12 protein-coding genes are annotated in these 12882 nt (G+C 60.1%); 6 read left to right on the top strand and 6 right to left on the bottom strand.

Going from position 1 to position 12882, the window contains the following annotated elements; all coding sequences use genetic code 11:
- Positions 1-182: 182 nt before the first annotated feature.
- The gene (gene yaaA / locus ACTNBU_RS04855) at positions 183-938 is read right to left on the bottom strand and encodes a peroxide stress protein YaaA (RefSeq protein WP_441031383.1); all 756 of its coding nucleotides are present in this window, start codon (positions 936-938) and stop codon (positions 183-185) included.
- Between the two features lie 232 nt (positions 939-1170).
- On the opposite strand from yaaA, the gene ACTNBU_RS04850 reads away from it, so the two are divergent.
- On the top strand, positions 1171-2562 hold the full coding sequence (locus ACTNBU_RS04850) for an MATE family efflux transporter (RefSeq protein WP_441031381.1): 1392 nt from the start codon (positions 1171-1173) through the stop codon (positions 2560-2562).
- A gap of 68 nt (positions 2563-2630) precedes the next feature.
- Here the strand turns inward: ACTNBU_RS04850 and ACTNBU_RS04845 are convergent, their stop codons facing one another.
- The 3 genes from ACTNBU_RS04845 to ACTNBU_RS04835 are packed head-to-tail and all read right to left on the bottom strand — an operon-like array spanning position 2631 to position 6790.
- Entirely contained in the window at positions 2631-4562 is a 1932-nt protein-coding gene (locus ACTNBU_RS04845; protein ID WP_441031379.1) for an ABC transporter ATP-binding protein, read from the bottom strand.
- A complete protein-coding gene (locus ACTNBU_RS04840; RefSeq protein ID WP_441031377.1) occupies positions 4562-6313 on the bottom strand; it encodes an ABC transporter ATP-binding protein in 1752 nt (583 codons plus the stop codon). The genes ACTNBU_RS04845 and ACTNBU_RS04840 overlap by 1 nt, the downstream gene beginning before the upstream one ends.
- 9 nt (positions 6314-6322) lie before the next feature.
- A complete protein-coding gene (locus tag ACTNBU_RS04835; RefSeq protein ID WP_441031375.1) occupies positions 6323-6790 on the bottom strand; it encodes a MarR family winged helix-turn-helix transcriptional regulator in 468 nt (155 codons plus the stop codon).
- A 303-nt stretch (positions 6791-7093) separates the two neighbouring features.
- Here ACTNBU_RS04835 and ACTNBU_RS04830 point away from each other — a divergent pair, with 303 nt between their 5' ends.
- Positions 7094-8266, top strand: coding sequence for a CobW family GTP-binding protein (locus ACTNBU_RS04830; protein WP_441031373.1), 1173 nt, complete (start codon positions 7094-7096; stop codon positions 8264-8266).
- Positions 8267-8326: 60 nt separating this feature from the next.
- Positions 8327-9256, top strand: coding sequence for a TIGR03943 family putative permease subunit (locus ACTNBU_RS04825; RefSeq protein ID WP_441031371.1), 930 nt, complete (start codon positions 8327-8329; stop codon positions 9254-9256).
- Between the two features lie 85 nt (positions 9257-9341).
- On the opposite strand, the gene ACTNBU_RS04820 is transcribed toward ACTNBU_RS04825, so the two are convergent.
- Positions 9342-9959 (bottom strand): DUF4230 domain-containing protein, encoded by a 618-nt coding sequence (locus ACTNBU_RS04820; protein ID WP_441031369.1) that lies wholly within the window; start codon positions 9957-9959, stop codon positions 9342-9344.
- A 246-nt stretch (positions 9960-10205) separates the two neighbouring features.
- Positions 10206-10727, bottom strand: coding sequence for a hypothetical protein (locus ACTNBU_RS04815; protein ID WP_441031367.1), 522 nt, complete (start codon positions 10725-10727; stop codon positions 10206-10208).
- A gap of 181 nt (positions 10728-10908) precedes the next feature.
- On the opposite strand from ACTNBU_RS04815, the gene ACTNBU_RS04810 reads away from it, so the two are divergent.
- The 3 genes from ACTNBU_RS04810 to ACTNBU_RS04800 all read left to right on the top strand — a co-directional run bounded on the left by ACTNBU_RS04810 (position 10909) and on the right by ACTNBU_RS04800 (position 12615).
- Positions 10909-11307 carry a Fur family transcriptional regulator gene (locus ACTNBU_RS04810; RefSeq protein ID WP_441031366.1) on the top strand — a complete coding sequence of 133 codons (399 nt, stop codon included), beginning with the start codon at positions 10909-10911 and terminating at the stop codon, positions 11305-11307.
- Between the two features lie 102 nt (positions 11308-11409).
- Positions 11410-11943 carry a rubrerythrin gene (gene rbr, locus ACTNBU_RS04805; RefSeq protein WP_441031364.1) on the top strand — a complete coding sequence of 178 codons (534 nt, stop codon included), beginning with the start codon at positions 11410-11412 and terminating at the stop codon, positions 11941-11943.
- 408 nt (positions 11944-12351) lie between these two features.
- Positions 12352-12615 carry an HPr family phosphocarrier protein gene (locus ACTNBU_RS04800; RefSeq protein WP_441031362.1) on the top strand — a complete coding sequence of 88 codons (264 nt, stop codon included), beginning with the start codon at positions 12352-12354 and terminating at the stop codon, positions 12613-12615.
- Positions 12616-12882 lie beyond the last annotated feature (267 nt).

The raw sequence follows: 12882 nt of genomic DNA, 5'->3' as shown, positions 1-12882 counted from the left end.
GACCTGTGCCTAACACGGGTGACCGGTAACACAGAGATCCTGAGAGCGTAGGCTTTCGGAGACCCGGCGTGACTTCGGTCACGCCGGGTTTTTGTATGCGCATATGCCAGGACCGCCTGATGCCGCAGCCGGCGTCAGGCGGTCTCCATGCTTTTTTGAAGATGCGGCTGCGATCCGGGGCGTCAGCGGTCCGCTGCCTCTTTGAGGAACACATAGACGCCCTCATCGGAGTGCTCCGGGGAGAAGACGTAGCTCAAGCGGTCAAAGTTCCGCAGTTCCGCCGGGTCCTCCACCCGATGTTCCGCCATGTAGCGGACCATCTCGCCACGGGCCATTTTGCAGAGGGTTCCCTTTTCCACCACCTTGCCGCCCTTCAGCTCCCCGAACACGCAGATGATCCGGCGGACGCCGACAGGCAGGTGCCGGGCCACGCAGTGGCCGTATTCCCAGGAGGCCAGGTCCACGATGGTGTCTGTCTCCTTGGCCAGCGCCGCCGCCAGGGAATCCCCCCAGAACTGATATAGGTCCCGGCAGCCGTCCACCGCCAGCTTTGCCTGCATCTCCAGCCGGTAGGGCGTCACGCCGTCAAAGGGCCGCAGAAGGCCGTAAAAGCCGGACAGGATACGGAGATGCTCCTCCACGTAGGCAAGTTCCTCCGCCGTGAACACTGACGGCGCCATGTAGCGGTACTGGATACCCTCGTAGGACAGTAGAGCGGGGGTCAGCCGCCGTCGGAGGTCCATCGCTGACAGACGTTCCACATTCAGCGCGGCGATCTGCTCATTGCACCGCCAGAGGGCCTGAAGTTCCCGGGGAGACAGCTCCCGGAGCCGGGCCAGCAGCCGCTCCGTCCGATCCAGGAAACGGGGCAGGGCATGGCAGGGAAAAGTATCGGTGTCCACATTCATCTTCTTGGCCGGGGAGATGACGATCCGCATGAGTGTTCCTCCTGAAATCAGAATGAATATGCCTGAAATTATACCATCTTTCCGGCAAAAAGACAGTCCCCATGGTAAAAAACCGTGAAAAATGGAGAATTTGCCTTTTTCCGCAAATGCCTATGGCAATCCATGGCGGGGCGTGCTAGAATAGGGCCTGCTGAATGGCTGCGGAGCACGGCTCCACCCATCGGAATTGACAATCAAACGGCGCAAGGAGGCGGCGAGGCGTATGGCGGGAACACCCGGCAGACGGTATGAAATCGATATGTGCAGTGGGGCGATCCTGCCCAAAATGCTGCAATTTGCCCTGCCGCTGATGCTCTCCAGCGTGCTGCAGCTGCTGTTCAACGCGGCGGATATCATTGTGGTGGGCCGCTTCGCCGGAGACAACTCTCTGGCGGCGGTGGGGTCCAACACCTCCCTGATCAACCTGCTGGTGAACCTGTTCATCGGCCTGTCCGTGGGCGCCAACATTCTGGCGGCCCGGTTCTACGGCTCCGGCGACCGGACGGGCCTGCGGCAGACGGTCCATACCGCCATGATGCTGGGACTGGTCAGCGGCTGCGTGCTGGCGGTGGTGGGGGCGTTGGGCGCCCGGACCGTCCTGACCTGGATGCAGTGCCCACCGGAGGTGCTGGACCTGGCGGCGCTGTACCTGCGGATCTATTTTCTGGGGATGCCCGCCACCATGCTCTATAACTTCGGCGCTGCCCTGCTGCGAGCCGTGGGGGATACCCGGAGGCCGCTGTACTATCTGTTCATCGCCGGCGTGGTGAACGTGGCGCTGAACCTGTTCTTCGTCATCATCTGCCAGCTGGACGTGGCGGGCGTGGCCCTGGCCACGGTGATCTCCCAGTGCATCTCTGCTTTCCTGGTGGTGCGGTGCATGATGCGGGAACAGGGCGGCGTCCATCTGGAGCTGCGGGAGCTGCGCTTCTGGCCGGTCCGGCTCCGCCAGATCCTGCAGGTGGGCCTGCCTGCCGGTTTCCAGGGCATCCTGTTCGCCCTGTCCAACGTGGTGATCCAGTCCTCCGTCAACCTGTTCGGAAACACCGTCATGGCGGGCAACGCGGCGTCCTCCAATATCGAGGGCTTTGTCTACGTGTCCATGAACGCCTTCTATCAGGCGAATATCTCCTTTACCAGCCAAAATCTGGGCGCCGGGCGCATCGAGCGCATCCGTCCCATTCTGCTGTGGGCCCAGGGCTGCACCGCCGTGACGGGACTGGCGCTGGGCGGGCTGGTCGCGCTGTTCGGACAGCGGCTGCTGGGAATCTATTCCGAAAGCCCCGATGTCATTGCCGCCGGTATGAACCGGCTGGTCATCATCTGCATGGCCTACTTCCTCTGCGGCATGATGGACACCATGGTGGGCTCCCTGCGGGGCATCGGCTACTCTGTTATGCCCATGCTGGTCTCGCTGATGGGGGTCTGCGCGCTGCGGCTGGTGTGGATCGCCACCATCTTCCAGATCCCGGCGTTCCACACGCCCGCCGGCATCTACTGGTCCTATCCCGTGTCCTGGGCCATCACGTTCCTGACCCACCTGATCTGCTTCGTGTTGGCCTACCGGCGGCTGAAGCGCCGGCACGCTGTCCCGGCGGAGACCGCGGAACACTGAACAAAACAGAAAAACCGGGAACCGTGAAAGCACGGTTCCCGGTTTTTGCGTATCCATCCGGTGTTCGGTCAGCCCGCCTGTTCGGCGGCGTTGCCGGTGTAGAGCTGGTAATAGCGGCCCTTCTGCTCGATGAGCTCGTCGTGGGTGCCCCGCTCGATGATGCGGCCCTGTTCCAGCACCATGATGCAGTCCGCATTGCGGACGGTGGACAGCCGGTGGGCGATGACGAAGGTGGTGCGGCCGTACATCAGGCCGTCCATGCCCTTCTGCACCAGCGCCTCGGTGCGGGTGTCGATGGAGCTGGTGGCCTCATCCAGGATCAGCACCGGCGGGTCCGCCACAGCAGCCCGGGCAATGGCAATGAGCTGCCGCTGTCCCTGGGACAGGTTGGCGCCGTCGCCGGTGAGCATGGTCTGATAGCCGTCGGGCAGGCGGGAGATGAAGCCGTGGGCGTTGGCCAACTGGGCCGCCGCCACGCACTCCTCGTCGGTGGCGTCCAGACGGCCGAAGCGGATGTTCTCCATCACTGTGCCGGTAAACAGATGGGTGTCCTGGAGGACGATGCCCAGGGACCGCCGCAGATCCGCCTTTTTGATCTTGTTGATATTGATGCCGTCATACCGGATCTTGCCGTCCTGAATGTCGTAGAACCGGTTGATGAGGTTGGTGATGGTGGTCTTGCCGGCACCGGTGGAGCCGACGAAGGCGATCTTCTGGCCGGGACGGCCATAGAGCTTGATGTCGTGGAGGACGATCTTCTCCGGCGTGTAGCCGAAGTCCACACCGTCGAAGACAATGTCGCCCCGGACCTCCGTGTAGGTGACGGTGCCGTCGGCCTTGTGGGGATGCTTCCAGGCCCAGGTGCCGGTGCGCCGGTCTGTCTCCACCAGGTTGTTGTCATGGTCGTAAGCCGCGTTCACCAGGGTCACGTATCCGTCATCGGTCTCCGGCTTCTCGTCCAGCAGGGCGAAGACCCGCTGGGCACCGGCCAGAGCCATGACCACGCTGTTGGCCTGCTGGCTCAGCTGGGAGAAGGGCTGGGTGAAGTTCTTGTTCAGCGTCAGGAAGGACACCAGCGTGCCCAGGGTGATGCCGCCGAAGCCGCCCACCGCCATGGCGGAGCCCAACACCGCGCACAGCGCATAGCTGCAGTTGCCCATCTGGGCCACGGTGGGCATCATGATATTGGCGAATTTGTTGGCGTTGTTGGCGCTGACCCGGAGCTTCTCGTTCAGATCCAGGAAGCCGTCCAGGCTCTCCTGCTCATGGCAGAAGACCTTCACCACCTTCTGGCCGTCCATCATCTCCTCAATGTAGCCGTTGACGGCGCCCAGATTCCGCTGCTGCTCCACAAAGTATTTGGAGGACTTGGCCGCTAGCCGCTTGCTGACGTTGAGGATCAGCACGATCATGGCGCAGGTCAGCACCGTCAAGGGAATGTTCAGGATCACCATGCTGACGAACACGGTGACGATGGTGACGGAGCTGTTCACCAGCTGGGGAAGGCTCTGGGAGATCATCTGCCGCAGAGTGTCGATGTCGTTGGTGTAGACGGACATGATGTCGCCGTGGGCGTGGCGGTCAAAATAGGAGATGGGCAGGCGCTCCATGTGCCGGAAGACCTGATCCCGCAGGTCCCGCATGGTGCCCTGGGACACGTTGACCATGATGCGGCTGTAGCTCCAGGAGCACAGAACGCCGGCACCGTAGATGCAGCCGACGCGGACCAGAGCCGCCGCCAGCGGCGCGTAGTCGGTGCTGCCGGTCTCCACCATGGGGATGATATAGTCGTCGATGAGGGATTTCAGGAACAATGTGCCCTGAACGGTGGCCTGGGCGCTGCCGATGATGCATACCAGCACCACGGCGCAGCGGAAGGCGTAGTTCCGGAAGATCAGGCCGAACAGCCGCTTCAGGATCCTGCCCGGATTTTCCACTTTGGGACGAGGCCCTCTGGGGCCAGGGCCGTGAGGCCCGCGCATGGGACGGGGCTGTGCCATCAGTCCTCACCTCCGTTTTTGTCGAAATCGCCGCTGCCTTTGGTCTGACTTTCGTAGACCTCCTGGTAGATGGCGTTGGTCTTCAGCAGCTCCTCATGGGTGCCGAAGCCGCTGATGTGTCCGTCGTCCAGCACCAGGATGCGGTCCGCGTCCTGGACGCTGGAGATGCGCTGGGCGATGATGAATTTTGTGGTGTCGGGGATCTCCTCCCGGAAGGCCCGCCGGATCTTCGCGTCGGTGGCGGTGTCCACCGCGGAGGTGGAGTCGTCCAGGATCAGGATCTTCGGTTTTTTCAGCAGGGCGCGGGCGATGCACAGCCGCTGCTTCTGACCGCCGGAGACGTTGGTGCCGCCCTGCTCAATGTGGGTGTTGTAGCCGTCGGGGAAGCGGTCGATGAACTCATCGGCGCAGGCCAGCCGGCAGGCCCGGCGGCACTCCGCGGCGGTGGCATTTTTGTCGCCCCACCGAAGGTTGTCGTAGATGCTGCCGGAGAACAGCACGTTCTTCTGGAGCACCACGGACACCTGATTCCGAAGAGTGTCCAGATCGTACTCCCGGACGTCCCGGCCGCCCACGCGCACGGCGCCGCCGGACACGTCGTACAGGCGAGAGATCAGATTCACCAGACTGGACTTGGCGCTGCCGGTGCCGCCGATGACGCCGATGGTCTCGCCGGACTTCACGTGGAGGTCGATGTCCTGCAGCACCGGCTCTCCGCTGCCGGTTTTATAGGAGAAGGAGACGTGGTCAAAGTCCACGCTGCCGTCGGCGATCTCTGTGACGGCGTTCTCGGGGGAGGTCAGGTCGCTCTTTTCATTCAGCACCTCGGCGATGCGCTGGGCGCTGGCCAGGGACATGGTGACCATGACGAAGATCATGGACAGCATCATCAGGCCCATCAGAATGTTCATCACGTAGGAGAACATCATGGACAGTTCGCCGGTGGTGAGGGAGCTGCCCACGATCATATGGGCGCCGAACCAGCTCAGGGCCAGATTACAGCCATACACAGCCACCATCATAGACGGCTGGTTGAAGGCCAGACGGCTCTCCGCCTTGACGGACAGATCGTACAGAGCCTGGGCGGCTTTGCGGAACTTCTCCTCCTCGTGGTCTTCCCGGACAAAGCTCTTCACCACCCGGATGGCGGAGACGTTCTCCTGCACACTGGCGTTCAAATCGTCGTATTTCCGGAACACCTTCCGGAAGGTCCGGCTGGTGGGGACCAGGATGGTGGGCAGTACCGCCAGCAGAAACAGCAGGGCCACCAGGAACACCAAGCTCAGTCGCGGGCTGATGGACACGGACATGATGATGGCGCAGATCATGGTCACCGGCGCCCGAACGCACATCCGGAGGATCATCTGGAAGGCGTTCTGGAGGTTGGTGACGTCGGTGGTGAGACGGGTCACCAGACCGGCGGTGGAGTATTTGTCAATGTTGGCGAAGCTGAAGCTCTGGATGTTGTGGAACATCCCTGCCCGCAGGTTGGCGGCAAAGCCGGTGGAGGCGTGGGCGGCCACTGTGCCGGCCAGGACGCCGCAGAGCAGGGCCATGGCCGCCAGGCCCACCATCAGGGCACCGTAGCGGTACACATGGCCGATGTCTCCGGCCTCAATGCCGTCGTCGATGATGGAGGCCATCACAAAGGGGACCATGGTCTCGAAAATGGCTTCCAGGATCGTGAGCAAGGGGGCCAGGACGGAGGATCTTCGGTACTCCCCTACCTGTGCCAAAAGGGTTTTCAGCATATGGGTCGGTTACTCCTTTCCGTTTTGCAGGGAGGCCCAGGCGGTCTCCACATTGTGCTCGATCATCCCCAGCAGACGGAGGAGGGTGTCTTTATCCTCCTCCGTCATGCCGCGGGTCAGCGTCTGTTCGAAGCCCTGCATTCCGGTCTGGAGCAGTTGGATATGGACCAGAGCCTTCTCCGTCAGGGCCAGTTTTTTCAGCCGGGCGTCTCCGGTCACGCCGGAGCGGGTAATCAGCCCGCTTTCCTCCATGGCGGAGAGCATCTTGGAGGCGGTGGAACGGGTGATGCAGAACGCCGCTTCCACATCTTTCTGGAAAATATCCTGGTCCTGATTGCGGTGCAGATATCCCAGGACGCGGCCCTGGCGTTCCGTCACCTCCTCCTTGACTTCCGGCGGCATGGAGGCATCCGCGTAGCGGTTGACCTTGTTCATGACGATCTTTAACTGGTGTGCGACATATTTCTGCCGCAGCATGGATGTCACCTCTCGTTTCTCGTTGCCCTCGGTAAACAAAGGACAAGATAGTTTAATAGCGAACATTATATCATGGCACGCGGGAGAATCAAGGGGACTTCTGTGAATAAATCGTAAAAAGACCGGATGGACCGATCCAATCGGCGCACCTGTCCTGCCTGCGCGCGTTCCAGCCACATCTTTTTCAAGATTTTCACCTTCAGAGTTGCATTTTCCGCTAAAAGTGGTATGATAATTGGTCAGAGCGGTTTTTTCCGTCACTGACCAATGATTACATGATTTCAATACAAAGGACTTGATAATATGACAAAGATCGATATTGTTTCCGGCTTCCTGGGTGCCGGCAAGACGACCCTTATCAAAAAGCTGCTGGCCGAGGCTTATCAGGGCGAGAAGCTGGTGCTCATCGAGAACGAGTTCGGCGAGATCAGCATCGACGGCGGCTTCCTGAAGGACGCCGGCATCCAGATCTCCGAGATGTCCTCCGGATGCATCTGCTGCTCCCTGGTGGGCGACTTCAACAAGGCGCTGAAAGAGGTGGAGGCCCAGTTCCATCCGGACCGCATCCTCATTGAGCCCTCCGGCGTGGGAAAGCTCAGCGACGTCATCGTGGCGGTGGAGAACACAGTGAAGGACGTGCCGGACATGAAGCTCAACAGCTTTGTCACTGTGGCCGACGCCACCAAGGTGAAGGTCTATATGAAGAACTTCGGCGAGTTCTACAACAACCAGATCGAATCCGCCGGCACCATCGTCCTCTCCCGGACCCAGAAGCTGAGCCAGGAGAAGCTGGAGGCCGCTGTGGCCCTCCTGCGGGAGAAGAACGCCGGCGCCGCCATCCTCACCACCCCTTGGGATCAGCTGGACGGCAAGACCATCCTTTCCGCCATTGAGAAGGTGTCCCTGGCGGACGAGCTGCTGGAGAAGATGCGGGCGGAGCACGAGGCCGAGGAGGCCGAGCACGAGCATCACCACCATGATCACGACCATGAGGATGAACACGAGCATCATCACCATCACGACCATGATGACGATGCCGATGACCATGAGCACCATCATCACGACCACGACCATGACCATGAGCATCACCATGATCACGATGAGCATGAGCATCATCACCACGACCACGAGCACCACCATGACCACGACCACGGCGAGTGCGATGATCCCGAGTGCTCCTGCCACCATCACCATCATCATGCCGACGAGGTGTTCACCTCCTGGGGTGTCGAGACCCCCAAGACGTTCACCGCAGCGGAGATCGAGTCCATTCTGACCAAGCTGGACTCCGGCGAGTACGGCCACATCCTGCGGGCCAAGGGCATCGTCCACAGCGCCGACGGCACCTGGATCAACTTCGACTACGTGCCTGAGGAGCATGACGTCCGCGTTGGCTCCGCCGACTACACCGGCCGTCTGTGCGTCATCGGCTCCGAGCTGAAGGAGTCCGCCCTGCCCGGCCTGTTCGGCCTTTGATCCGCGCCGGATGCCGAAGGGCATCCCGGCTGAATCTATGTAAAGGAAAAGAGTTTTACCATGGATATTCCTGTTTATCTGGTGGCCGGCTTTCTGGACGGCGGCAAGACCAACTTCATCAACGGCATCCTGGAGGACGGCTTCGCCCGCCAGGACCGCACGCTGCTGCTGTGCTGCGAGGAGGGCGAGGAGGAGTACAACTCCCGGGCGCTGGACAACGTCACCGTTGTCACCATTGAGAACGAGGAGGACCTGAAATGCTCCTATATGAAGGAGCTGGAGAAGAAGTACCGTCCCAAGCAGGTCCTCATCGAGTACAACGGCATGTGGCAGATGGAGCGGCTGTACCGGGAGGTGCTGCCCGCCAACTGGGTGCTGTACCAGATCATGACCTTCGTCCAGGCGGAGACTTTCGACCTGTATGCCAAGAACATGGGCCAGTTGATGATGGAGAAGATCACCAACGCGGACCTCATCGTGTTCAACCGCTGTACCGACGAGCTGAAGGACTCCCTGCGGAAGCGGAACCTGCGGATGGTGAACCGCCGGGCGGACATCTATCTGGAGGACAACAAGGGCAACTCCGAGGACTATCTCACCGGCGACGAGTGCCCCTTCGACCTGACCCAGGAGATCATCGACATTCCCGACGACGACTACGGCGTCTGGTACGTGGACGTCATGGATCATCCGGAGCGGTACGACGGCAAGCTGGTGCATCTGAAGCTGGTGATGTGCCACTCCAAGAAGTATCCCGGCATCCACTGCCCGGGCCGGTTCGCCATGGTGTGCTGCGAGAAGGACATCACCTTCTACGGCCTCATCGCCAAGGGCGAGGGCCTGGACCAGTACGAGAACCGGGACTGGATCGAGGTCACGGCCCGGATGTCCGTGGAGAAGCACAAGGCCTACAAGGGCAAGGGCCCGGTGATGAACGTACTGTCCATCGCCCCCTGTGCCAAGCCCGCCCAGGAGGTCGTCTCCTTCTGAGAATTTGCGATACGTTTCGTAATATAGCGACAAAAAACTCCCCTCTGTTTTCGAACAGAGGGGAGTTTTGATTGCTCGCGGTCTGTCACCGTACCGTCAGGGTGTATCCCTCCGGCAGAGCGGCGGACAGCAGCGCCTCCACGCTGATCTTCGCCTTCTCCGCCGCCTCGGTCAGCAGACCCTTGTCCAGCGCCTTGGCCTCCATCGCCTGCTTCTGGTCCGCCTGGAAGGCCGCCATGTCTTTCACGGTGAAGGGGTTGAAGATGCTGGTCTTCTCGTCGAAGACCTCCACGCTGTCCTCGTCGATCTCATGGGACAGGATCGCCGCTTCCGGCAGCTTCACCGTCACGGCGGTGCCGGACACCCGGACCTCCGCCGCCGACAGATCCACCCCGGCCTTGATGACGCCGTCGTAGGTGAGGATAAAGCTCTTGGTGGTAAAGGGCACCTTCATGCCGTAGAACTCGCTGCTATTTTTGAACTGGGCCATGTTGGTATAGGAATAGGTAACGCTGGCCAGCTCACTGATGCCGGTGAGCTGATTCTCCAGCACCACGGCGTCCAGCTCCGTGGTCTCCTCCACGCCGCCGCGTCCGGCAAACCAGCAAACCGTGCCCACCACGGCACACAGCAGGACGCCCAGCAGCAGATATTTGGCGGTCCTGAAGGGCCGGAGCCGGTTCTTCTCCCGTGTGTGCTCCATCGTTGTCCTCCTGTACAGCGAATTTACCGGGCAGATTCCCGGCGATGGTGTCATTCTACCAGTTTCGCCGGAAAACGCAAGTCTTTCCGGAAAAGCCGCCCCAAACTGTCATCTTTGTAACGATTTCTTCGGTTGTTTGATACGGAATTGCAACCATTTGTCCGGGGGAATGCCGCTCTCATGTATAACAACCGCTCTCCCGGAAATCATTCTCCGGGAGGGCGGCTGTTTTTGACGTGCCTGGTTTTAGAAATACCGGGTCCCCGGCGTCATGGCGTTCTCATAGTCGTAGAGAAAGCCGTCGGTGTCATGGACGCGGCCGTTGGTGACCATCTGATCGTAGCTGGCGCTGCGGATCGTCCGGCCGGTGGCGCTGCCCACTGCGTTGCCAACCGCGCGTCCGGCATTGCCGATGGCGTTGCCGGTGTCCCGGGCCACGTTTTCCGTGCCCTGGACGATGTCATTGGCGCCCCGGGTGATGGGATTGCCGCTGCGGGCGGTGCTGTTGGCGCTGCCAGCGGCACTGCCGGCGGGGGTGTTGTTGGCGCTGGTGTTCCCGTTCAGATTCTCGTCGGGATAGGACGCGGCGCCGTTGTCCAGCATACCGTTTTCTCCGGCACTGTTGTCCGGGGCGACGCTGCTGCCGGCTCCGTTATCGGGAGTGACACTGCTGCTGCCGGCTCCAGCGTTGTTCCGGTTGGAACCGCAGGCCGTCAGGGCGAACAGCGCCAGCAGCGTCACCAGCAAAAGAGCGAAACTTCTTTTCAAACCGTTTTCCTCCTTCTCATGGAGTTCCGTTGTCTGCGATACCCAAGTGCTATTGTCCCCCGGACCACGCCAAAAATCGCAGGGACATTTTTCAAATCTTTCGCAAAATTTCTCTTGCCTTTTTGACCTGCCTATAGTATATTAGTATCAGTAATCATTATTGTTTAAGGAGGGGGGATCTATGCCGGGCCAGCAGCGCTATTCCCAACAGCGGGAGGCCATTTACCGCTCCGTATTAGAGGGCGAAGACCACCCCTCCGCGGAGATGGTGTACAGCCGCCTGAAGCCCTCCATGCCCAAGCTGAGCTTGGGTACCGTGTACCGGAACCTCCATCAGATGGCGGAGGAGGGGCGGATGACGGAGATCATGGGGCCGATGATCCGGTTCGACGCCGTGACGGCGCCCCACGCCCACTTCTGCTGCCGGGAATGCGGCGGCGTCTTCGATGTGGATTTGCCCTATGACCACGGGCTGGACCATCTGGCGGAGATGGATGGCCGGATCGTCCAGAGTCACGATCTCACCTTCCATGGCATCTGTCCTGCCTGTCTCGGCGGTGAGAACCGGGACACGACGTAAACCGCCGTTTTTTACCTGTTTTCTGACGCCGCGGCAGCGGTGTATGGAATTGTAATCAAGCGATCAACGATAAATGATGAACATGAAAGGAGCACAATCACCATGGAACTGAAGGGAAGCAAGACTGAGGCCAATCTGTGGAAAGCGTTCGCCGGGGAGTCCCAGGCCCGCAACAAGTACGACTACTATGCCAGCAAGGCCAAGAAAGAGGGCTACGAGCAGATCGCGGCCATCTTCCAGGAGACCGCCCTCAACGAGAAGGAGCACGCCAAGCTGTGGTTCAAGGCCCTGGAGGGCATCGGCTCCACCGAGGAGAACCTCCGCGCCGCCGCTGCCGGCGAGAACGAAGAGTGGACCCAGATGTACGCCGAGATGGCCAAGACCGCTGAGGAGGAGGGCTTCCTGGCCCTGGCTGCGCGGTTCGAGGGCGTGGGCAAGATCGAGAAGACCCATGAGGAGCGGTATCTGAAGTTGCTGGAGAACCTGAAGAACGGCGAGGTCTTCAAGAAGGGCGACAAGGTCATGTGGTTCTGCCGCAACTGCGGTCACGTGGAGATCGCGGAGAACGCGCCCCTGGTCTGCCCGGTGTGCAGCCATCCCCAGAGCTACTTCCAGATCAAGGCCACCAATTATTGATCCCGACCTCAGTTGAAGTTCCGGGGCTGCGGGCTGCGAAAGCGTTTCAGTCTCCCGGTGGGATCCGGTATGAGCCCCGCGAAAAATATGACCCGCTCCGGCACACCCGCGAAGGTGTGCCGGAGTCTTTTTCTCCGCCGCGCCCGCGGTTTCCGGCGAAACGGCCCGGATTCCGGGGAATTCTGTCCGGCGCGGAAAAACAGCTCTCTCCCGGTATAAATCCCGGCGGAAATGGCGTAAACTAACAAAACAGGTTTCTCTCAAAGGAATATTTCCAGAAATGTTTGTAAAAAACACCATTGACGGCAGGGGAAAAATCAGTTATGATAGACAAGTAAAATATTTGGGTACTTTTTTCTTTTATGGCTATGATTGAAATTTAACTGGATAGAAAAGGAGAGCTGGATCATGTATACTCAGGAGATCACCGTGAACAACGAGGTCGGTCTGCACGCCCGTCCCGCTACATTTTTCATTCAGAAAGCCAATGAGTTCAAGAGCGGCATCTGGGTGGAGAAGGAAGACCGTCGTGTCAATGCCAAGAGCCTGTTGGGTGTATTGTCTCTGGGCATCGTAAAGGGCACCACCATCACCCTCATCGCCGATGGCTCCGACGAAAAGGAAGCCGTTGAGGCTCTGGTGGATCTGGTGAACGACAACTTTGGTGAGTGATTCGAAAGGCCCCCACACGGGGGTCTTTTGAATTGTCCCCCGGCATCCTTGCTGATCCCGCCCCGCTGTCTGTACCGACGGCGGGGCGGATGTTTCTTCACCGGACAGACCCCGCCTTGCCAGCGGGTCCGGTTTTTGATATACTGAATGTTGTTTTGAAAGATTAACTATTAAAAGTCAACCCTCAAAATGAGTGGAAGTGCTCACAGACAGATGGTTCAAAAAGGGTATGGAAAAGCTGAGGTCTTATCAGACCCCTGCTGTCTA

Origin of the sequence: Dysosmobacter sp. HCP28S3_G4 (genome assembly GCF_052065175.1) — a bacterium.
In the GTDB taxonomy this organism is placed as follows: Bacteria; Bacillota; Clostridia; order Oscillospirales; family Oscillospiraceae; genus Oscillibacter.
This window is presented reverse-complemented; position numbering and strand designations above follow the sequence as displayed.